This window comes from Fictibacillus terranigra, assembly GCF_030412265.1.
GTDB lineage: Bacteria > Bacillota > Bacilli > Bacillales > Fictibacillaceae > Fictibacillus_C > Fictibacillus_C terrinigri.
The window spans coordinates 654,349-673,200 of the sequence record NZ_JAUHLN010000002.1 but is presented as its reverse complement, the minus strand read 5'-3'; the positions used below and the strand labels follow the sequence as shown (position 1 = coordinate 673,200).

The following is an 18,852-nucleotide window of genomic DNA, read 5'->3' as shown; positions in this document are numbered from 1 at the left end:
CCGGTTAACTTTTTTTGTGGAAAAAAAAGTGTTGAAACCGATCATGTCGAATGTTTAACTAGAGAGAATAAGGAGGAAAACCAGTGATAAGAAATCTTGAAAAGAAAGAACTGATGCAATCTCTTGAGCTTTCTCAATATGCATTCAGGTACACATTATCAAAAGAAGAAATCGAAAAGAGACTTAACAATCTCGATCCTGCTACAGTTTACGGTACTTTTGACGAAAATGGAAAGCTATTGGCTAAACTGCACTTGCTGCCTTTCGAGGCTTACTTCGGAGGAAAATCCGTGAAAATGGGCGGCTTGGCGGGAGTGGCGACTTGGCCGGAAAACCGAAGAAAGGGACTGGTCAGGGAACTGCTCAGACATTCTTTGGAGGCAATGAATAGCTCAGGAACCTATCTATCTATGCTTCATCCGTTTTCGGTGAAATTTTACAGGAGCTTTGGATGGGAACTAACGTGTGATTACAAGAAATACAAAATACATAAAACTCAATTCCCGCCCTTCCACGAGGTTTGTGGGAGCGTGGAACGGCTCACTTCCAATGATGGGCACATCCTATACCCGATATACGAACGTTTCTCAGAACGCTATAACGGCTCGTTGAAGCGGAATGAAGCCTGGTGGAACAATAATGTTCTTCGTGACTTGAAAATTGCGCTATACCGAGGAAAAAACAATGAAGGGAAAGGTTACATCCTTTATTCCATAAAAGACAAAGTGATGGAGATCGACGAGTTTGTTGCACTGGACCGAGAAAGCTGGGAAGGGCTTTGGAACTTTATCAGGAATCATGATTCGATGATGGAGGAGGCCACTATCATTGCTCCTCCCGATGATGAACTGGGCTATTATTTAGAAGATCCAAAAATACATCAGGAGCAGCATAGTTATTTTATGGGGAGAATTGTAAACGTCCTTGAGGCTTTAAAGGATTATCCGTTCAATCAGATTGAAGGCGGGACCTTATTCCTTCACGTGGAAGATGCCTTTGCGGAATGGAATGCAGGAACCTATGCCATTACAGCAGAAGGCAGCCGGCCAAACATAAATTTCTTTCCTGCCAAAGCGGGTGAAAAGTCATGCCAAGTGACACCTGAACGGGGAATTACCCTTGGAATAAGGGAGTTGTCTGCCATTCTCTTTAATTATAAAAAACCGAAAGATCTATTGCTTCATGGAAGGATTTACGGAAAAGAAGAAGATATTACATTGTTTGAGTCACTGCTCCCAGAGCATACACCTTTTATTTATGACTTTTTTTAAGGAGAAGGATAGGATGCCAAAAAAACAAAATGCCATTGAAGCCGCCAAAAAATTTGTTGATCATTATTTTCCTTCGGGTGAGGTTGCTTTTCTAGCAGGGAGCATCGTCAGAGGAGAGGGTACAGAAAGCTCAGATCTGGATATTGTTATTTTTGATGCTTTGGCAGACCATTCGTATAGAAAATCATATGTTGAGTACGGATGGCCAATCGAAGCTTTCGTTCACAGCTTTCAATCCTATAAGGTCTTCTTTAAGGAAAACAGAGAAAGGGCGAGGCCTTCACTTCCTCAGATGTGTGCTGAAGGTATTATATTGAAAGACAATGGACAGGCATCTGCGATTAAAAACGAATCTTTAGCTCTGTTAAAAAGAGGCCCATTACCTTGGAAATCCAAAGAAGTAGATGCTGCCCGTTATGGAATCTCAAATCTCCTCGATGATCTTGATGGATCCAACAATCCATTCGAGGATCTTTTCATCGTTTCAAAATTGGCCGAAATGATTCATGAATTCGTGCTTCGTGTGAATGGGTGCTGGATTGGAGAAGGGAAATGGATGGTAAGGGCTTTAAAGGAATTTGACGAAGAGTTTGCGCTGCAATTCGTTCAGGTGTTCGATTCCTACTATAAAAACAGGGATAAAGAGAATGTGGTACGTTTTGCGGATCATGTTCTCGAGCCATATGGCGGACGGCTTTTTGAAGGATATTCACTCGGAAAACATGAATAAAAGGAAACCCTTTCCAAGAGGAAAGGGTTTTTGTTCATGCAGGCTCTATTTAATTTCTTCAATCACTTGATTGATCAGTCTTTTGCAATGGTCCGTAATATTTTTAGGAAACTCTTCATCATATTCTACCCCATGAGGATAATAATGTTTCCCAAGGTAAGGATCAGAGAGTTCGATCTTTGCGTGAGGGGTTTCAACTTCGCCCTCTGTCACACGGCATGGGAAACGCAAGTAGTATACATCACCATTTGTCATATCTTCGAACTTATAATCGTATGTAATTCTTTCATAATCCCATTGTCCTGCCCGGATAATTCCGTGGTTATGCATGATATGTTCAAGAATTGAAAATTGGACAACTTGCCCCTTCAGGCCGCTTTCTTCAAATAACATTTCCTTAACCTCCCACTGTTCATGTAAACCTTTACCTATCTATGATAGTATGAAAGCGTTCAAGATGCAATCGTTGTCATAATATTTCCCCTTTAATGAAGGTTGTATAGAATGTCTGCTAAAGTGAACACTATTCCTGATAAAAAATCTGTTTGGAGGGATTACTTTTGAAAACAATGAGAGACATTATGACAACAAACGTGGATGCTTGTTCACCTCAGGAGACTATCTATGATATTGCAGTGAAAATGAAACAGGATGATGTGGGAGTCATTCCAGTATGTGAAGGAAAGAAACTTCTCGGGGTGATCACGGACAGAGATATCGTAATCAGGGCGGTGGCTGAAAAAAAACAAGGATCAACGAGAGTGACAGATGTTATGAGCAGTGAACTCGTGACAGGCAGCCCCGACATGACCATCGAAGAAGCTTCCAAACTTATGTCCAAGGATCAGATACGCCGCTTGCCGATTGTGGAGAACAGCACATTAGTTGGAATTGTTTCGCTTGGTGACATCGCAGTCCACAAAGAAACAGACTCAAAAGCAGGTATCGCATTAAGTGAAATATCGGAACATAGAGATCAGCTTCAGTAAATCAGAAGAAAAGGTTATGTAAAAAAGCGCCTAATTAAGGTGCTTTTTTAATTTATAGACAAATTCCACATTTGTGAGATACAGTTATGACAGGTATGTTTTGAAGGGAGAACCACTTTTGAAGAAAACTGCAATTCTAACTTTTTTAGGAATTCTCATTACTTTTTTCTTTTTGGACAGCTGTGATCAAAATACGTATAACGACCCTGGAAGACAAGAGCGGCATAAGATTCCCCAGGAGAGTATTCACCCGTTGAAAATTGAAAAGTCGACTGTGGCTAATTTGGTGGGCAAAGGCGAAAGCTATCTGACCAAACGGCTCGGGCCGCCTGACCGGATCGACCCATCGTCCTATGGTTATGACTGGTATGTTTATTCCAGTTCAGAAAACCAGTATTTGCAGGCTGGCGTGAAAGACAGTAAAGTTGTTACCATTTTTGCAGCAGGGGATGGAGTGCCGAATAAGCCGTTTAAGATTGGCCAGCCTGTAACTTCCATTCTTAAGCGCGTTCCCGTAAAAAGTGAGGTAACCGTTAAAAAGAGTCATGATTTCTTCCGTTTTGAACTTTCGGAGGAAGAAATGAATACCCGGCCGCTGATTCCTTTTCATGGTATATACGCCCAGCTGTATTTTGATAAATTTACACAGGAGCTTTCGAGTATCAGGTATCTGGATAAAGAAACGTTGCTGATACAAAGGCCTTATTCTGTCGTATATAGAGGAAGCTTGAAAAAGCAGCCATCATTTTCAAGGGAAAAGCAAAGAAAAATAGAAAAAGGCCAAGAACAGCAGATTTTGGATATTACGAACGTTATTCGCCTACAACATGGTTTGGAACCTTTGGAATGGGATAGCAGGGCAGCGAACGTAGCGTTTCTTCACAGCAAGGAAATGGAAGATCTCCACTATTTTTCTCATACGTCCCCAGCTTCCGGTGATTTGGCTGACCGCCTGGATGCGGGAAAAGTGAAGTATACACAAGCTGGTGAGAACATCGCGGCAAAGTATACAGATGGCCCGGCTGCCGTCGAAGGATGGCTGAATAGCCAAGGTCACCGGGAAGCGCTCTTAAATAAGGAATATAGCCGGCTGGGTGTAGGAGTTTATAGGAGCAATTTTACTCAGAATTTTATTACGCCTTGATGAGGGATAAGGGAGAGGATTCTCCCTTATTTTTTAATGATAAAAAATGTTCCGGTCGAGACGGCAACTAATTGATTTTGGTCTCCGTATACTTTAGCTTCCATAACAATAACCTTTTTACCGCGGCTGAGTACTTCCGCTTTGCACCGAAGAAATTTTCCTGTCCCTGGTGAAGTATAGTTTACTTTCATTTCCAAAGTAACAGCAGCTGAACCTTCAGGAAGAGTCAGGCTTGCTGCTGTACCCATAGCGGTATCCAACAGAGTTGCCGTGAGCCCGCCATGCACCATTCCTAAAGTATTGCTTAATAATGGAGTAATCGGTATGGTAATTTCCAGGTTATGTTCGTCAATGATGTTCAAATGCATATCCATCAGGCTCGATATGTAAGAGGAACGTGTATTTTCCCTTTTATTTTTTAGGCTTTTCATTATCCCTGAAAGTAGATGAATTTCTTCATCTGAGGCTTCTGCTAGGAAGGAAGCCAATTCATCGTAAAGTCCCATCTTTATTTCCTCTCTCTCTGTCTAGTTGCAACACCCGGCTGCTCTTCAATTTTGACATAAAGAGCAAAGGATAACAATGATGTTTAACCATCAGCACTGCAAAAATAGGCGCACCTTTTTATAGGCGGAACTGTATCATGTAGTAGGTGAATTCTAGTCGTTGAAGGACAGCCGGGGGTGAGAAGATGAAAAAAGACGTTGAGGCATTCCGAATATTTGTTCAGAAACATCCTAAGCTGATAAGTGAAGTCCGTTCAAATAAACGTTCGTGGAGGGATGTTTATGAAGACTGGTATTTCCTCGGAGAAGAACATGAAAGCTGGGATCCGTTCAAGTCGGTTCAAGATGAGGAGGCGGTAAAGAGCGATCATTTCAGGGGGCTGAAAGAAAGAAAGCAGAAACAGGCACCAGCTGACCAACCGCCAAAAAAAGAGATTACAGTCGGCGATGTTTTCTCCATGTTTCGGGACATCAATGTCAGTGAGCTTCAGCAGCACATTGCCCAGTTCAGCGGGGCAATCGAAGGCATTCATCAGCTGCTAAAGCAATTTCAGGGCAGCAAGCCCGTTCAGGGTCCGCCGACCAAACCAGGTGAAAGTTATTTTTCTATCTTTAAAGACTAAGGGGTGTGCCGGATGAGAAGAGAAATTATCGATTATTTAAATACAAGGCCGGATCTCAAATTTTTTATTCGGGAACAGCCTCGATGGTATCGCGATCTTTCGAGGAATCCTCTCTTGCTGGAAGTTATGGAAAATGAAGCGAATGTGTTCTTTGGAAGAACATTTGGCCAGCGGATCGATAAGTTTCACAACCAAGTGAAAACGGTAGGCTTAATGATTGATTTTCTGAGTATGATGGGAAAAGGGGAAGACCTATAGGCCTGCTATAGGCTTCTCTATTCATCGTATAAAAAGAATAATCCAATCTACCGGTTCTTTCCGGAAGATAAAAGGTAATCATGGATTTTTTTCTCTGGAGATACATCGATGTGGTTAAACGCCTGGTTGCCAAACAGAACATTGAATTCCAGGATATAAAAACGGCCGTTCGCCGCAACGATATCAAAGCCGGCATGATTAATATTTAGTTCTTTAGACACACGAAGGACAAGCTCTAATGCTTCTCGAGGAATGTCATCAAATGAAATGGTTCCGCCTTGGCTTACATTATTATGAAAGCCGTTGCTGCCTATACGCCAATAACTGCCGATAATCTCATCGCCAACCACACATACTCGAAGGTCACGGTCGATCGGTAGATATTCCTGTACATAGAAAACATCGTTTGCTTGTGCGTACTCATCAAATTCCTGCTCGTTATGAACGAGAAACACACCTTTTCCCATCGAATTCCGGATTTCTTTGGCAACAAAGGGTAATGGAAACGATTCCAGCACTTTCCGCTTGTTCTCTCTGGAATTTCCGAGGATTTCGGTGTAGGGAAGGTTTTCTGGACAAACCGTCCACAGCGCGCGTGTCATTTCCATTTTGCTGTACCCGAGCTGAATGCTTTCAATGCTAGGAAATATTTTTTTCTTCATACCATAGACCAGTGAATTTACCTGCCAATTTTCGGGGAAAAGAAGAATGTCGGCTGCTTTAATCTTATCGAGTTCTTTAAACATGTTATCGGGCTTCACATATTGTATATTAGGTATTCCAATCGTTCTAAAAGGATTAAACGTCACAAGTTTCATTTGGGATCCTCGCTCTCCAAGTCTTTCAAACGAGAGTATTATACTTTTTTTCAACGAATGGAGTCAACGTTATTTGGCTGATTTTCTTTTATCTCGTAAAAAATTCAGCTATAATAGGATGAAACGAAAAAGAATAAGTAATCATTGCAGGGAGTGAGAGGGATGTTGGGATCAGTGCTGGATATTGAATTGCTGGATGAATCCTATTCTCTCGGAAAAATGATAGCTGAATCTGAAGCTGCCATACAATACCGAGTGTTTAAATATAATCTTGAACAAGACGCAAACGCACAGAAACTTATCATGGAATTCAATAAAGCAAAAGAATTGTATGAAGAAGTGCAGCGTTTTGGAAAATATCATCCTGATTATAAGACCGTATCAACAAAGGTAAGGGTTTTAAAAAGGGAACTTGATTTTAATGAGACCATCGCTGGTTTCAAAAAAGCCGAGAAGGAACTGGAAAGTCTGTTGAACGAATGCAGTTCTCTGATCGCCGGCAGCGTTTCGGAGCATATCAAAGTACCTACGGGCAATCCATTTTTTGATTCGAAAAGCTGCAGCGGAGGATGCGGAAGCGGCGGAGGATGCAGCTGCAGTTAAGAGCTCTTCACGGAGCTCTATTTTTCCTATATTAATGATAGCGGATACAATCCTCACAAAGGTTGCCGCAGCAAAACATCTTCATTTGAGGAACAAGAAAACGAAATCGGAATACATATAAATCAGAATCTGTCCGGACATAGGATAATTCTGCATTTAGCCTACTGCCCTTCATGGCCTGCATCGAGCGGTTCTTCAGCTCTTCCTCAATTTTTGTTCGATCCGCCGTGCCATCCGTTCTAATATAGAGGAAGGGCAAACCGGTGATCAGTTTCTTTTCGGCCGAGTGGACAAAGGGCGTCTGCCGTATGGCCTCGAGGAAACTGTTCCAGATGTGATCCAGATCCATAAGGAAATCCCTCCCTTTATTAAATGGGATGAAATTGCAGACTGATCATAATCGTGCTAGACTAAAAAAAATGATGGTGGTAAAGGAGTATTTTATGATTGGAAACCGAATGGGGCTTGCGGTTTATTTGCATTCATTGAAATTTTCTAAGCAGCTGAGAAGATATGGAAATGTGCATTACATTTCTAAACGGATGAAATATGCGGTAATTTATTGCGATGGTTCTAAAATAGAAGATGTTGCGAGTAAACTTGAATCTCTTCATTTCGTAAAAGAAGTGAAACGATCCTTTAAACATGAAATTAAAACAGAATATGAGAGCAAGATTCCGGATAAAGCAAAGGAATATGATTATAAGATGGGATTATGAAGTAGGATGACCCGAAAACAGGATTGGGTCATCTTTTTTTATGCTCAGATTCAGCAATGCGCTTTACTTATGACAATGGCGGAATAAGATAGTTTAAGCGCAAAATACCGGTCAGATAGTGGTAATACAGCTCTTTCTCTCCAAAGTCGCCAGAAGGTTTCACGTCAAACATGATGATCTCTTTTTCAAGTTTTCGGGAGAGCTCTTCAAAAAGCTTAAAACGTTTTGAATCGGCAGGAATTCCTTCACGGCATATGTAGAGCGGCTGAAAATTCCCTTCGTTTGCAGGATCCAGAACGACAATGAATGAAGCTTTTGGATTGCCATGAATCTCTGTTCTCAGACAGAGCAGCTGACTGACTCTTCTTTTGTTTGTTTCAGCAATTTCCATGAGTTCATAAATATCCGAGTAGCCTTCTCCAAGCTCTATAAAACGCTGAATCATACGATTCGATGCCCCCTTTCTATCTTTGACTTTAGCACACAAGGCTCAGGCTGAAAAGTGAAAGCCAGCCCTGTTCCATAAAAAAAACCCGCAGAACTTCTGCGGGTTGCCCAAGGATAAGTAAAAACAATTTTACTATCTTTAAGGCGATGGGAGAGGAGAAACCGGAGGAAGAACTTATGGGGAAGTAAGTCTTCTCCGCGGTTGGCAACAACATCAGTTAGGGATGTTGTTATCTTTAGTATGGCCCCAGCCGGATTTTCTATACTTTCAACGGACAAAATTACTGTCAGTTTCTGTTTATTCTAAAATAAATGTGATAGGATAATGAAGAAATGACGGCATAGACCGTTGCGAGACCATTTTATTACTTCATGTTAGGTGTGGAAAAAATGAGAGTTATTTCAGGAGAATGCAAGGGCAGACCTTTAAAGGCTGTTCCTGGACAATCGACACGTCCAACAACAGATAAAATTAAAGAATCGCTTTTTAATATTATCGGTCCTTATTTTGCAGGCGGGGCCGGACTGGATCTGTATGGAGGAAGCGGCGGGCTCGGGATTGAGGCCCTAAGCCGGGGAATGGATAAAATGATCTTTGTAGACCGTGATCCTAAAGCCGCAGAGACGATAAAAAACAATATTAAAGCATGCGGTTATGAAGAGAAGACTGAAGTATATAGAATTGAATCCCATCGGGCATTAAAAGCATTAAAAAAAAGGGAGTTTCAATTTGATCTCGTTCTTCTTGATCCTCCTTACGCAAAGCAGCGGATTGCTGACGACGTGGAAAAGCTGGATGAATATGGATTGTTAGGTGATGGGGTTCAGGTCGTTGCAGAACATGATCCAGGGGTAATTCTTCCTTCCTCGATCGGAAGTTTAGAAAGAGTCAGAGAAGAGACGTATGGGAGCACGAAGCTCTCTTTGTACTTGAAGAGAGACGAATAAATATACACACAAGAGGAGGCCAGCATGGCGAATATAGCCGTTTGTTCTGGAAGTTTTGACCCTGTCACACTTGGACATTTGGATATTATTAACCGGGGGGCAAAGATTTTTGACGAGGTGATCGTTGTTGTGGCCAATAATCAAAATAAGAGCCCGCTGTTTTCTGTAGAAGAACGAATGAGCCTGCTTCAGGAAGTGACAAAGGACATTCCGAATGTTCGTGTCGATTCTTTCAGCGGTCTGCTGATCGACTATGTTAAAAGTGCAGGCGCGAATGTCATTCTTCGCGGACTTCGGGCCGTATCGGATTTTGAATATGAAATGCAGATTGCCTCAATAAACAAAAAGCTGGATGAAGATATTGAGACGTTTTTTATGATGACAAATAATCAGTATTCCTTCTTAAGTTCCAGTATCGTGAAAGAGGCTGCCAAATACCATGCTTCCGTAGAAGGACTCGTTCCGCCTGGCGTACAGGATGCATTAATACAGAAATTCAGAAACCCCCGTTAATGGAAACGGGGGTGTTTTTTGTTAAGAGAATGCTTAAGTCCCCATAGTAAAACAGAAAGAATAAGAGTAGCAAGGGTAAGACAGGAACCGTATTTGATTAAGATATGCCAAAATTTCTCCCAAGGAAACAGAGTTAACTGGTTCTGCGCCCAGACTGAAACCGATGATTTCGAACTGCTGGAAAGAAACAAAGGGAAGAACAGCAGGGCCAATACAGAAGCATACAGTCCGTGCAAAAGTCTCGCAAAAAAGAACGGCTTGAATCGTATATCCGTTTCCGCCAGAATACTGGCCACTTGTGCCTGAACAGAAAACCCGCTGAACGCCAGAATGAAACTGACGATGACACCTTGCTGTAAAAGGATGCTGGAGCTTTCGCTTGCGAGCTTGCTTCCCATAGTGATCTCAAACATTCCGGTAATGAGGGGATAACTTAAAGAACTCGAAATGGAAAGTATCGATAAACCTTTATCAAGAAAATGTGCAAGAATCGGTGTAATCGCCAATAGGTTCAGAACTTTATTGATGACAGAAAACAAAATGATAAATCCTCCGATCATCAACAATGTACTCGTGGATGATTGAACAGCATCACCCAGCAGCTTCCCGATCGGCCGGCCATCAGCCAGCCTGGCTTGATGCATTTTTTGCAGCGCACTCAATGGTTCGTATCTCGGGACCAAACCTTTCAATTCATTGCCTTTCTTCGTTTTCTTTCCATGAAATCTCATCGTGAGACCAACAAGAATATTTCCGGCATAGTGGCTTAAAGCGAGGATGATGCCAAGAGTCGGATGATTAAAAAAACCGACAGCCACTGCACCAAAGATAAAAAGCGGGTTGGAACAGTTCGTAAAAGAGACGAGTCTTTCTGCTTCAATAGTTGTAATTTCTTTTTGCTGCCACAGCCTTGCGGTTAGTTTGGCTCCTGCCGGGAAACCGGAGGATAGCCCCATAGCCCAGACAAATCCGCCTGAACCGGGCACCTTAAACAAAGGTCGCATTAACGGTTCAAAAAGGACTCCGAAAAAATGCACGACACCAAACCCGATCAAGATCTCAGAAAGGATAAAAAAGGGTAAAAGAGAAGGGAATACTACCTCCCACCACATCTTCAAACCATCAAGTGAAGCTTCAAAAGCCGCTTTTGGAAAGATCATGACCGCAGCAGCGAGTGTGACTGCACCTAAAGAAAGTACGATCGACTTGTAAAAATTCCACTTCACTTTCATCCCCCGTTTCATCAAGAGAGACCGATCAGCGGTCCCTTGTCCATCTATATATTTATACGTATAGACAAGTAAATTAGACCATATCTTAAAAAGGACAATAGGTTAGGAGGAGTCTTTGATGCAGAGGCCGATCATCGGTTTGGCACTTGGGTCAGGAGGAGCTAGGGGGTTTGCTCACATAGGGGTGATCAAAGCCCTTCGCGAAGCGGATATACCGATTGATATGATCGCTGGAAGCAGTATGGGTGCCCTGGTCGGAGCTATGGTCGGAATGGGGCATAACAATGAGAATCTTATAAAAATGGCAACTTTGTTTAAAAGAAAGTATTATATGGATTATACGGTTCCCAAAATGGGATTTGTTTCTGGGAAAAAAATTAAGGAACTTGTCCGTCTGCTCACACAAAATAAAAAGATAGAAGACACGATCATCCCGCTTTCAATTGTCGCCACAGATTTGATCAAAGGTGAAAAGGTTGTTTTCAGAAACGGTCCGATTGCAGAGGCGGTTCGTGCAAGTATTTCCATTCCGGGCATTTTTGTCCCAGAAAAAATAGACGGCAGACTGCTTGTTGATGGAGGAGTGATTGAAAGAGTGCCGGCAGCTGTTGTAAGGGAAATGGGGGCGGATATTGTGATCGCTGTTGATATCTCCCATTTTAAAGCACAGCCGGAGATGGCTTCCATTCTGGACGTTATTGTCCAGAGCATTGATATCATGCAAAGAGAAATTGTCCGATATCATGAAATTTCTGCTGATATTATGATCAGGCCAATGGTTGAACAATACAGCTCGACTGCTTTTAAAAATGTAAATGAAATCATCTCGATTGGTGAAGAAGCAGGAAAGAGTAAAATTGGGATGATTAAAAGGAAAATTGAAACTTGGAAGGAGAACAATCATGAAAGACTATCAAAATCCCCGGAGATCGAACCGGATCAGTAAGCTGTCACTTCTCGGGGTTATCGTGCTGGCACTTGTCATCGCACTTTATCCACTGCCCTACTATGTGACTTCGCCAGGAAGCGCCAATGAACTTGCACCCATTATTCACGTGAAAGATGGAGACAAAGAAAAAGGAAGTTTCATGCTGACCACAGTACGAATTGGAAAAGCCAATATTCCGCAATATTTATATGCAAAAGTAAGCGATTACCGGGAACTCCTTCCGGCAAAAGAAGTGCGTTCTGATGATGAAACCGATGAAGAGTACAACCAGCGTCAGCTTCAAATGATGCAGGATTCCCAGCATGCTGCAACTGTTGTTGCTTATCGTAAAGCAGGGAAAAGTGTAAAGATCATCAGCAAAGGAGTATATGTCACTGGAATTATTTCAGGAATGCCTGCGGAAGGTAAACTAAAAGTCGGAGATGAAATTACAGAGTTGGATGGAAAACCGGTTAAAACAACAGAAGAACTCTTGGAAACCCTTGGCGGGAAAAAAGCGGGAGACAAAGTACAATTAAAAGTGCTCAGAGGGAAAAAATCGTTCACAAAGACTGTAGCCCTCGCCAAATTCCCTAAGAAGCTCAGCCAGAATAATGAAAAGAAGTCCGGTATCGGTATTACATACCCTGTAACAGATGTAGAGATCAAAGTGGATCCGCCCATTAACATCAAAACAAGTGAAATCGGCGGCCCCTCAGCAGGTTTAATGTTTTCTTTAGAAATATTGAACCAGCTGACAAAAGGAGACATGACCAAAGGCCATAGGATTGCAGGAACAGGGACAATAAATATTAATGAAGAAGTTGGCCCGATCGGGGGCATACAGCAGAAAATTGTGGCAGCGGATAAAGCTGGCGCTGAAATTTTCTTTGCGCCAGTCAGCGCCAATAATTATAAGGATGCTAAAAAAGCAGCGAAGGATATTAATACGGATATGAAAATTGTACCCGTTAAAAAAATGGATGACGCCCTCAATTATCTGAAGAAATTAAAATAAAAAGCAGAGGCCTATTGAAAGAGGCCTCTGCTCCTGTCATAACGTAAAGGAGGGGTACTGTACTCTTCCTTTATTTTTTTTGTTAGAACGGATTGCGGATATCCTGCATAATAGATCGATGAAACACGCTGTTCGAGTTCAAGCATCGGGTGATTGTGCTGGGAAACGGTCGAGACAATCGGAACGTTCACTTCATTCTTGCGTGTTTTCAAGTATTGCTGTCCTTCATCGCTCATCCCGAGGATACGAATGTAGGGAGGCTTTTGGCTGATCCATTCTGCGGCTGCTCTTTTGTTCACATTGTGCAAAATATGAAGGCACATCCTCTGAAGCCTCGTCCATGTATAGCGCTTTGTTTTTAATGCGGACATAAACTCATGAAAATGATTGGCCCCGGTGATGACTGAACGGAGACGATGCTCCAAGCCTTCTTCTGTTTCATACAGCTCTCTCAACTGCTCTGGTGTTGATGAGAGCAATTTATATCTTAGCAACGGGTACAGGTTTTCCCAAGTGGTAAAAGTGCCAGATTCCTTCAAATGTTTTATTAGTATATCCCGCGTGTAGCCAGGAACCGCTTCATCAATCATTGTGATGTCTATTTTTTCAGATTCCAATAATGTTTTTCGGATGGCGGTAGCACTTGCGATTTTATGTGCAGTGATCTGATCATCGTGGTACGCAGCGCCAATCCGTTTGATCGTCTCTGGCCTGATTGGAAATTGATGGCTCAGAATGGATTTCACATATTCAATGCCTAAAATGTTGTTAGGCTTGGACAGATCCAATGCCTGATCACCTAATGAAAGTGCCCCAGCAGCAAGGGAAGACGCCTTCGGATAGGAATGACCTTGTTTAATGTATGAACGAAAAGAATCATCATACAGTGTCTTCTGCTTCTCCAGTTCAGAAATGGTGTGGTAGAATGTATCCATGTTTCCTGATTCACTGCCAAAACAGACAGCGTCAACACCCATTTCATTTAACAAAATGACACTGGATTGGGCAAAAACGGGGGCAGGTGAGACGGCGAACAGGTAAGGAAGTTCAATAACCAGGTCAGCGCCTCCCATAAGGGCTGTTCTTGTCCGGTCCCACTTCGAAAGGATGGCGGGTTCACCACGCTGTAGGAAGTTTCCGCTCATGACGGCAACAATTATGTCACTTTCTGTTTGTTTTTTTGATTGTTGCAAATGATAAGAATGTCCATTATGGAAAGGATTATATTCAACAATAATTCCGCAGGCCTTCACGGATTAACCTCCTTTTTGAATCGCCTTCTTGTTACTTCTAGTTTAACGCTATTTACTGTTTCTTTAAAGAACATGCTGTAAAGATATTATGTTGACATTTCTCTTTATGGCCGATATAATTATTACTGTTGCCTTGAGGTGAAAATAGATGAAATGGTCACTACAGGAATTAAAAAACTTTTATCGAAAACCGCTTGAATTTGATGAGTATGTTGATGCAAGTGAAATTAAATCGCTTGATAAAGAAATTCGCGATATACCGCCTGTTCATGTTAGCGGACATGCCGATGTAACACAGCAAAAGGCCACATTCTACCTGAAAATTGAGGGAGAAATGGTTCTTCCTTGCTCGAATACGCTGGCCGATGTCCATTTTCCATTTTCGATAAAGACAACCGAAATCTTTCTTCTGGATCCCTCATATAAGGTACCGGTTGAAGAAGAGAACCTTCATACGGTTGGAGGGCATTTCCTCGATCTGATGCCTTATATACAAGAGCATATTCTGCTTGAAAAGCCGATCAAAGTGGTAGCCTCGCCTGATGCCAAGGATAAAAAGGCTCCGCCTGAAGGAGAAGGATGGCAGGTCGTTACAGAGGAAGAACGCAAGAACAAGATTGATCCTAGACTTGCGGATCTTGCCAAGTTTTTTGACAAAGACAAATCGTAAATTGGAAATCTGATGCAGATTCAGACAATGCCAATACCCCATTTTAAGGAGGTGGATAACATGGCAGTACCTTTTCGCAGAACTTCCCAAACCCGCCAAGCAAAGCGCCGTACTCATTACAAGCTTGAAATGCCTGGTATGGTAAAATGTCCACAATGTGGAGAATACAAACTTTCTCACCGTGTATGCCGTGAATGCGGTTCATACAAAGGAAAAGAAGTAATCAGCAAATAAAAAGAAACAGGAAGCACATCCGCTTCCTGTTTTTTTTTGGACAATAAAGGGATTTCCCATATTAAAACCGAACTATATGGGTGACATAAAGGGGGAATAAGATGGAAAAAGTAACGTATTCAATCGAAAACGAAACCGGATGGATCACCATCAACCGTCCTGAAGTCAGAAATGCTGTAGACTTTCACGTCATGGATCAATTGGATCATTACATAACAGAGGCCAGTAAAAATGAAAAAGTGAAAATACTTGTCATCCGGGGCGCTGGAAAACAGGCTTTTTGTGCAGGAGGCGACCTGCGGGCGTTTTCAGGGCTCAAAACAGAAAGGCAAGCGCATACCATGCTGTCAAAGATGGGAGAAGTGCTAAGGCATCTGTTTTTATTTCCTAAGCCGACTGCGGCATTGATCAACGGAACGGCTGTGGGTGGAGGGTGTGAAATCGCAGCTGCCTGCGATATCAGAATCGCTTCTGCAAATGTAAAAGTAGGTTTTTTGCAGGGTACTCTCGGGATTACTACCGGCTGGGGCGGAGGCACTTACCTCATGGAGCGTGTCCGAAAGCTGGATGCGTTGGATATGCTTTGGAGCGCCGGAAAGCTAACGGCAAAACAGGCGGCCGACAAAGGATTCTTACAGTATCTGATCAAAGATGGAGATATTCAAACGGAATGCACTAAATATTTAAGACGCTACACAGAACATTCAGTCAATGTATTGAAGGCATATAAGCAGGTATATCTCAGGAGTCTTCCCCTTCATGAAATAAACAAGCGGGTGGATGAAGAAATAAAAACATGCGCAAAACTCTGGGAATCAGAAAATCACCACCATGCAGTGGCTGCTTTTTTCAATAATACCAATTGATTTTCCCATTCCTTTCATACTTGGTATAGTATCCTGGCGAAATGGAAATCGTACGATGGAGACCTCTTATTAATAGAACAAAAGTCTATCTTTTCTATTAATTGCATAACTATGTAAAAACGACATAAACGATGGAGGGATTAGGTTGACTGTTGTTCGCCAGGATGCTTGGAACCAGGAGGAAGATGTATTGCTTGCGGATGTTGTACTTCGCCATATCAGAGAAGGGAGCACTCAGCTCGCAGCCTTTGAAGAAGTGGGTGAAAAACTGTCAAGGACGTCTGCCGCATGCGGGTTCAGATGGAATTCTTTGATCAGAAAAAAATACGAATCAGCGATTGCCATAGCCAAGAGACAGCGGAAAGAACGGAGTAAAGGTAAGAATAGCGGCTATGAGGAAAGCAGGGAAGACAATGTAATGCATGCTGGTAAAAGAGATGAATATGTCGTTGCGAAAGAAAAGTCGTTATCTCTTGATGATGTCATTGTCTTCTTGAAGAATTTTAAATCTACCGAAGAGCGGCGTTCAGACCAAGAACTGGCTAAACTCAGAACTCAGGTAGAGGAACTGAAGCTGCAAAATGCACAATTTCAGTCGCATCTGCAAAAGCTTAATCATGAATATCAGCTCGTTTGTGAAGACTATAAGGCACTGATCGAAATCATGGACCGTGCGAGAAAAATGGTGGCGACCGACGAGGATGGGGGCAATCATCTCACATTCAAAGTAGATGGTCTACAAAAACTGGAAAAATAAAAAAGATGGCGCTTATCGCCATCTTTTTTATTATTGCTTATTGCGTTTGTTCTGTTACACCCTTTGGATAGTACACATATGGATTTTCCCCGCGGTCCCTTTCTTTATTATACGTAGCGGCTTCAAAGTCCATTTTTTCCCAGAAACCGCTCGACTGTTGTCTTCCGTTGGTTTTAATGGGAAGGTTGAAAGATTGTGCAAATCGTACCAGTGCTTTACCGTAGCCTTTCCTTTGGAACTGCGGGAGTACTTCAAGCTTCCACAATTCGAAGTAGTCCTGCGGAGGGCTGAAATAACGGTCGTAGGCTGCCTCAATCCGATATAAGCTCATTCTGGCCACTAGTTTGTCTCCGAAATAGATTCCGTAAAAAGGAGACTCACTATCATTTTCAATAATGTTATCTTGAAGGTCCTCAAGCATGGACAGCTCTTGAATCCCGTATTCTTTGAACTGCTTAAATTCTTCTAATGTTTTATAGTTGATGACTAAGCGTTTAACTGTATACGTGTCAATGGTGCTCATTCTTTGTTCCCCCTCAAATGACTGTTGATTATCTTTTCCTTTAGTATATACTAATTATGCAAAAAATTCTTTAAAAAAGAAATATTCGTTTTGTAGCCGCTTGCAAAAGGAGAATGCTAGTTTTTGTCGAATAAGTCAAGAGTCATCGAAGGGAGGATATAAATGAAGAAGTTATTGATCGCTAACCGCGGAGAAATTGCAGGGAGAATCGTTAAAACGTGTTCTGAAATGGGAATTGAATCGATTGTGGTTTATTCGGATGCAGATAAGGATCTTCCCTATGTTCAGCAGGCCAGCCGTGCTTATCATCTGGGAGAGCCGCCAGTGATTAAATCTTATTTAAACCAGGACAAAATTATTGAGATTGCACTGTCTGAAAAGGTCGATGCGATTCATCCGGGCTATGGATTCCTCTCCGAAAATGGGGAGTTTGCTAAAAAAATAGAAGAAATGGGCATTACCTTTATTGGTCCTTCACCAGACGTAGTCGAGGCGATGGGAGACAAAGTTGAGGCGAGAAGAACCATGGAGAAAGCAGGAGTTCCTGTTGTCCCAGGAACAACAGATCCGATTGCAGACGTGGAACAAGCGGCAGTTATCGCCGGTAACATCGGTTATCCCGTTATGCTGAAAGCTAGTGCAGGAGGCGGAGGAATCGGCATGGTCCGCTGCGATGATGAAGAAACCCTTCGAAAACAGTTCCTCTCCAGCCAGCAGAGGGCAAAGATGTACTTCGGCAGCGACCGTATGTTCATCGAGAAATTTATCAGCCCTGCACGCCATATTGAAATTCAAATATTTGGTGACAGCCAAGGGAACATCATTCATTTGTTTGAAAGAGATTGTTCGATTCAGAGGCGTCATCAAAAAGTCATCGAAGAATCTCCATCTCCTTATTTAACTGAAAAACTGCGGGAAGAAATGGGGGAAGCTGCCGTTAAAGCAGCCCGGTCTGTCTCTTATACGAATGCGGGAACCGTCGAGTTTATCGTGGATGGTGAAGGGAATTTTTATTTTCTAGAAATGAATACACGTCTGCAGGTCGAGCATCCGGTAACAGAAATGACCACGGGTTTGGATCTTGTTAGATGGCAGATTGATGTAGCCGAAGGCCGATCGCTCCCTCTCCTGCAGAATGAAGTGCAGCAGAACGGCCACAGCATGGAGTTCCGCTTATATGCCGAGGATCCAGTGAAATTTCTTCCATCGCCAGGAAAAATTGAAGAATTAGTATTCCCTGAAGCGGAAGGAATTCGAATTGATGCTGGTTATGAAGCGAACAACACCGTTTCACCTTTCTATGATCCGATGATTGCTAAAATTATTGTAAGCGATTCCAACAGGGAACAGTGCTTGAAGAAAGCTGCTCAGTTCTTCAGGGCATTTAAGGTGAGCGGCATAAAAACAAATGCCCCATTGTTCAGGAAGATTCTTGAGGACCCTGATTTTCAAAGCGGAGTTTATACAACCGGTTTCTTGAGCGAGAACCCAAAAGTCGTCTAACAAAAAACTAAAGCCTAGGAGTGTATGTGAAATGAAACAAGTTATAGCATCAATGGCAGGCACAGTGTGGAATATTGCTGTATCAGAAGGAGAACAGGTATCAGCAGGACAAAGTGTGGTCATTCTTGAATCAATGAAGATGGAAATCCCGGTTGAAGCCGAGTCGGCAGGAAAGGTCGAAGAAATTAAAGTGGCAGTTGGAGATTTTGTAAACGAGGGAGACGTTCTCGTTACACTTTCCTAATATGACGAAGATAAACTGAACGAGCGCTCATTTCTTTAATGGATATGGAGGGATA

Annotated in this window: 26 protein-coding genes; 18 read left to right on the top strand and 8 right to left on the bottom strand. The window is 42.4% G+C overall.

Annotated features, from left to right (window positions below):
- Positions 1–83: 83 nt before the first annotated feature.
- Positions 84–1,271 carry a GNAT family N-acetyltransferase gene (locus QYF49_RS11245; RefSeq protein WP_290399685.1) on the top strand — a complete coding sequence of 396 codons (1,188 nt, stop codon included), beginning with the start codon at positions 84–86 and terminating at the stop codon, positions 1,269–1,271.
- 13 nt (positions 1,272–1,284) lie between these two features.
- Complete coding sequence (locus QYF49_RS11240) at positions 1,285–2,001, top strand: nucleotidyltransferase domain-containing protein (protein ID WP_290399684.1); 717 nt, start codon at positions 1,285–1,287, stop codon at positions 1,999–2,001.
- Between the two features lie 45 nt (positions 2,002–2,046).
- On the opposite strand, the gene QYF49_RS11235 is transcribed toward QYF49_RS11240, so the two are convergent.
- Positions 2,047–2,394 (bottom strand): YugN family protein, encoded by a 348-nt coding sequence (locus QYF49_RS11235; RefSeq protein WP_290399683.1) that lies wholly within the window; start codon positions 2,392–2,394, stop codon positions 2,047–2,049.
- A 176-nt stretch (positions 2,395–2,570) separates the two neighbouring features.
- On the opposite strand from QYF49_RS11235, the gene QYF49_RS11230 reads away from it, so the two are divergent.
- Complete coding sequence (locus tag QYF49_RS11230; RefSeq protein WP_354005836.1) at positions 2,571–2,990, top strand: CBS domain-containing protein; 420 nt, start codon at positions 2,571–2,573, stop codon at positions 2,988–2,990.
- A 118-nt stretch (positions 2,991–3,108) separates the two neighbouring features.
- Entirely contained in the window at positions 3,109–4,134 is a 1,026-nt protein-coding gene (locus QYF49_RS11225; RefSeq protein ID WP_290399681.1) for a CAP domain-containing protein, read from the top strand.
- Between the two features lie 26 nt (positions 4,135–4,160).
- On the opposite strand, the gene QYF49_RS11220 is transcribed toward QYF49_RS11225, so the two are convergent.
- The gene (locus tag QYF49_RS11220; protein WP_290399680.1) at positions 4,161–4,640 is read right to left on the bottom strand and encodes a PaaI family thioesterase; all 480 of its coding nucleotides are present in this window, start codon (positions 4,638–4,640) and stop codon (positions 4,161–4,163) included.
- Between the two features lie 185 nt (positions 4,641–4,825).
- Between QYF49_RS11220 and ylbD the strand changes: the two genes are divergently transcribed.
- The gene (gene ylbD / locus QYF49_RS11215; RefSeq protein ID WP_290399679.1) at positions 4,826–5,263 is read left to right on the top strand and encodes a spore coat protein YlbD; all 438 of its coding nucleotides are present in this window, start codon (positions 4,826–4,828) and stop codon (positions 5,261–5,263) included.
- Positions 5,264–5,275: 12 nt separating this feature from the next.
- Positions 5,276–5,521, top strand: a complete 246-nt coding sequence (locus tag QYF49_RS11210; protein WP_290399678.1) for a YlbE-like family protein — start codon at positions 5,276–5,278, stop codon at positions 5,519–5,521.
- Positions 5,522–5,568: 47 nt separating this feature from the next.
- Here the strand turns inward: QYF49_RS11210 and QYF49_RS11205 are convergent, their stop codons facing one another.
- A complete protein-coding gene (locus QYF49_RS11205; RefSeq protein WP_290399677.1) occupies positions 5,569–6,339 on the bottom strand; it encodes an ATP-grasp domain-containing protein in 771 nt (256 codons plus the stop codon).
- Between the two features lie 162 nt (positions 6,340–6,501).
- On the opposite strand from QYF49_RS11205, the gene QYF49_RS11200 reads away from it, so the two are divergent.
- A complete protein-coding gene (locus tag QYF49_RS11200) occupies positions 6,502–6,942 on the top strand; it encodes a YlbF/YmcA family competence regulator (RefSeq protein WP_290399676.1) in 441 nt (146 codons plus the stop codon).
- A 31-nt stretch (positions 6,943–6,973) separates the two neighbouring features.
- On the opposite strand, the gene QYF49_RS11195 is transcribed toward QYF49_RS11200, so the two are convergent.
- A complete protein-coding gene (locus QYF49_RS11195; RefSeq protein ID WP_290399675.1) occupies positions 6,974–7,291 on the bottom strand; it encodes a hypothetical protein in 318 nt (105 codons plus the stop codon).
- A 94-nt stretch (positions 7,292–7,385) separates the two neighbouring features.
- On the opposite strand from QYF49_RS11195, the gene QYF49_RS11190 reads away from it, so the two are divergent.
- Positions 7,386–7,661 carry a YlbG family protein gene (locus QYF49_RS11190; RefSeq protein ID WP_290399674.1) on the top strand — a complete coding sequence of 92 codons (276 nt, stop codon included), beginning with the start codon at positions 7,386–7,388 and terminating at the stop codon, positions 7,659–7,661.
- A gap of 67 nt (positions 7,662–7,728) precedes the next feature.
- Here QYF49_RS11190 and QYF49_RS11185 read toward each other — a convergent pair whose 3' ends face one another.
- Positions 7,729–8,106: a DUF7147 family protein gene (locus QYF49_RS11185; protein WP_290399673.1), complete on the bottom strand. Its 378-nt coding sequence runs from the start codon at positions 8,104–8,106 to the stop codon at positions 7,729–7,731.
- 392 nt (positions 8,107–8,498) lie between these two features.
- Between QYF49_RS11185 and rsmD the strand changes: the two genes are divergently transcribed.
- Both rsmD and coaD read left to right on the top strand, forming a co-directional pair.
- Positions 8,499–9,056 carry a 16S rRNA (guanine(966)-N(2))-methyltransferase RsmD gene (rsmD, locus tag QYF49_RS11180; protein WP_290399672.1) on the top strand — a complete coding sequence of 186 codons (558 nt, stop codon included), beginning with the start codon at positions 8,499–8,501 and terminating at the stop codon, positions 9,054–9,056.
- 24 nt (positions 9,057–9,080) lie between these two features.
- Positions 9,081–9,569 (top strand): pantetheine-phosphate adenylyltransferase, encoded by a 489-nt coding sequence (gene coaD / locus QYF49_RS11175; protein WP_290399671.1) that lies wholly within the window; start codon positions 9,081–9,083, stop codon positions 9,567–9,569.
- Here coaD and ylbJ read toward each other — a convergent pair.
- Positions 9,566–10,801 carry a sporulation integral membrane protein YlbJ gene (gene ylbJ, locus QYF49_RS11170; protein ID WP_290399670.1) on the bottom strand — a complete coding sequence of 412 codons (1,236 nt, stop codon included), beginning with the start codon at positions 10,799–10,801 and terminating at the stop codon, positions 9,566–9,568. The two genes, coaD and ylbJ, sit on opposite strands and share 4 nt — an antisense overlap.
- 118 nt (positions 10,802–10,919) lie before the next feature.
- On the opposite strand from ylbJ, the gene QYF49_RS11165 reads away from it, so the two are divergent.
- Positions 10,920–11,747, top strand: a complete 828-nt coding sequence (locus QYF49_RS11165; protein ID WP_290399669.1) for a patatin-like phospholipase family protein — start codon at positions 10,920–10,922, stop codon at positions 11,745–11,747.
- Complete coding sequence (locus QYF49_RS11160) at positions 11,704–12,747, top strand: SepM family pheromone-processing serine protease (RefSeq protein ID WP_290399668.1); 1,044 nt, start codon at positions 11,704–11,706, stop codon at positions 12,745–12,747. The genes QYF49_RS11165 and QYF49_RS11160 overlap by 44 nt, the downstream gene beginning before the upstream one ends.
- 11 nt (positions 12,748–12,758) lie before the next feature.
- On the opposite strand, the gene QYF49_RS11155 is transcribed toward QYF49_RS11160, so the two are convergent.
- Positions 12,759–14,000 carry a nucleotidyltransferase gene (locus QYF49_RS11155; RefSeq protein ID WP_290399667.1) on the bottom strand — a complete coding sequence of 414 codons (1,242 nt, stop codon included), beginning with the start codon at positions 13,998–14,000 and terminating at the stop codon, positions 12,759–12,761.
- A gap of 148 nt (positions 14,001–14,148) precedes the next feature.
- Between QYF49_RS11155 and QYF49_RS11150 the strand changes: the two genes are divergently transcribed.
- The 4 genes from QYF49_RS11150 (at position 14,149) to QYF49_RS11135 (ending at position 16,527) form a co-directional block, all read left to right on the top strand.
- Positions 14,149–14,670, top strand: coding sequence for a YceD family protein (locus tag QYF49_RS11150; protein ID WP_290399666.1), 522 nt, complete (start codon positions 14,149–14,151; stop codon positions 14,668–14,670).
- A gap of 60 nt (positions 14,671–14,730) precedes the next feature.
- Positions 14,731–14,904 carry a 50S ribosomal protein L32 gene (gene rpmF, locus QYF49_RS11145; RefSeq protein ID WP_007202619.1) on the top strand — a complete coding sequence of 58 codons (174 nt, stop codon included), beginning with the start codon at positions 14,731–14,733 and terminating at the stop codon, positions 14,902–14,904.
- A gap of 101 nt (positions 14,905–15,005) precedes the next feature.
- Positions 15,006–15,770: an enoyl-CoA hydratase/isomerase family protein gene (locus QYF49_RS11140; RefSeq protein WP_290399665.1), complete on the top strand. Its 765-nt coding sequence runs from the start codon at positions 15,006–15,008 to the stop codon at positions 15,768–15,770.
- A gap of 145 nt (positions 15,771–15,915) precedes the next feature.
- A complete protein-coding gene (locus tag QYF49_RS11135) occupies positions 15,916–16,527 on the top strand; it encodes an RsfA family transcriptional regulator (protein ID WP_290399664.1) in 612 nt (203 codons plus the stop codon).
- Positions 16,528–16,564: 37 nt separating this feature from the next.
- On the opposite strand, the gene QYF49_RS11130 is transcribed toward QYF49_RS11135, so the two are convergent.
- Positions 16,565–17,050, bottom strand: a complete 486-nt coding sequence (locus tag QYF49_RS11130; protein WP_290399663.1) for an N-acetyltransferase — start codon at positions 17,048–17,050, stop codon at positions 16,565–16,567.
- A 162-nt stretch (positions 17,051–17,212) separates the two neighbouring features.
- Here QYF49_RS11130 and QYF49_RS11125 point away from each other — a divergent pair, with 162 nt between their 5' ends.
- Both QYF49_RS11125 and QYF49_RS11120 read left to right on the top strand, forming a co-directional pair.
- Positions 17,213–18,553 (top strand): acetyl-CoA carboxylase biotin carboxylase subunit, encoded by a 1,341-nt coding sequence (locus QYF49_RS11125; RefSeq protein WP_290399662.1) that lies wholly within the window; start codon positions 17,213–17,215, stop codon positions 18,551–18,553.
- A gap of 31 nt (positions 18,554–18,584) precedes the next feature.
- Entirely contained in the window at positions 18,585–18,797 is a 213-nt protein-coding gene (locus QYF49_RS11120; RefSeq protein ID WP_290399661.1) for an acetyl-CoA carboxylase biotin carboxyl carrier protein subunit, read from the top strand.
- Positions 18,798–18,852: the final 55 nt, after the last annotated feature.

Bases quoted from the DNA above. Each gene is read 5' to 3' on its own strand.
- QYF49_RS11165 (WP_290399669.1), top strand. From the start codon at position 10,920: ATGCAGAGGCCGATCATCGGTTTGGCACTTGGGTCAGGAGGAGCTAGG.
- QYF49_RS11120 (WP_290399661.1), top strand. From the start codon at position 18,585: ATGAAACAAGTTATAGCATCAATGGCAGGCACAGTGTGGAATATTGCT.
- QYF49_RS11205 (WP_290399677.1), bottom strand. From the start codon at position 6,339: ATGAAACTTGTGACGTTTAATCCTTTTAGAACGATTGGAATACCTAAT.
- QYF49_RS11210 (WP_290399678.1), top strand. From the start codon at position 5,276: ATGAGAAGAGAAATTATCGATTATTTAAATACAAGGCCGGATCTCAAA.
- QYF49_RS11200 (WP_290399676.1), top strand. From the start codon at position 6,502: ATGTTGGGATCAGTGCTGGATATTGAATTGCTGGATGAATCCTATTCT.
- QYF49_RS11195 (WP_290399675.1), bottom strand. From the start codon at position 7,291: ATGGATCTGGATCACATCTGGAACAGTTTCCTCGAGGCCATACGGCAG.
- ylbD (WP_290399679.1), top strand. From the start codon at position 4,826: ATGAAAAAAGACGTTGAGGCATTCCGAATATTTGTTCAGAAACATCCT.
- coaD (WP_290399671.1), top strand. From the start codon at position 9,081: ATGGCGAATATAGCCGTTTGTTCTGGAAGTTTTGACCCTGTCACACTT.
- QYF49_RS11140 (WP_290399665.1), top strand. From the start codon at position 15,006: ATGGAAAAAGTAACGTATTCAATCGAAAACGAAACCGGATGGATCACC.
- QYF49_RS11190 (WP_290399674.1), top strand. From the start codon at position 7,386: ATGATTGGAAACCGAATGGGGCTTGCGGTTTATTTGCATTCATTGAAA.
- QYF49_RS11235 (WP_290399683.1), bottom strand. From the start codon at position 2,394: ATGTTATTTGAAGAAAGCGGCCTGAAGGGGCAAGTTGTCCAATTTTCA.
- QYF49_RS11160 (WP_290399668.1), top strand. From the start codon at position 11,704: ATGAAAGACTATCAAAATCCCCGGAGATCGAACCGGATCAGTAAGCTG.
- QYF49_RS11220 (WP_290399680.1), bottom strand. From the start codon at position 4,640: ATGGGACTTTACGATGAATTGGCTTCCTTCCTAGCAGAAGCCTCAGAT.
- QYF49_RS11230 (WP_354005836.1), top strand. From the start codon at position 2,571: ATGAGAGACATTATGACAACAAACGTGGATGCTTGTTCACCTCAGGAG.
- rsmD (WP_290399672.1), top strand. From the start codon at position 8,499: ATGAGAGTTATTTCAGGAGAATGCAAGGGCAGACCTTTAAAGGCTGTT.
- QYF49_RS11130 (WP_290399663.1), bottom strand. From the start codon at position 17,050: ATGAGCACCATTGACACGTATACAGTTAAACGCTTAGTCATCAACTAT.
- QYF49_RS11150 (WP_290399666.1), top strand. From the start codon at position 14,149: ATGAAATGGTCACTACAGGAATTAAAAAACTTTTATCGAAAACCGCTT.
- ylbJ (WP_290399670.1), bottom strand. From the start codon at position 10,801: ATGAAAGTGAAGTGGAATTTTTACAAGTCGATCGTACTTTCTTTAGGT.
- QYF49_RS11125 (WP_290399662.1), top strand. From the start codon at position 17,213: ATGAAGAAGTTATTGATCGCTAACCGCGGAGAAATTGCAGGGAGAATC.
- rpmF (WP_007202619.1), top strand. From the start codon at position 14,731: ATGGCAGTACCTTTTCGCAGAACTTCCCAAACCCGCCAAGCAAAGCGC.
- QYF49_RS11240 (WP_290399684.1), top strand. From the start codon at position 1,285: ATGCCAAAAAAACAAAATGCCATTGAAGCCGCCAAAAAATTTGTTGAT.
- QYF49_RS11185 (WP_290399673.1), bottom strand. From the start codon at position 8,106: ATGATTCAGCGTTTTATAGAGCTTGGAGAAGGCTACTCGGATATTTAT.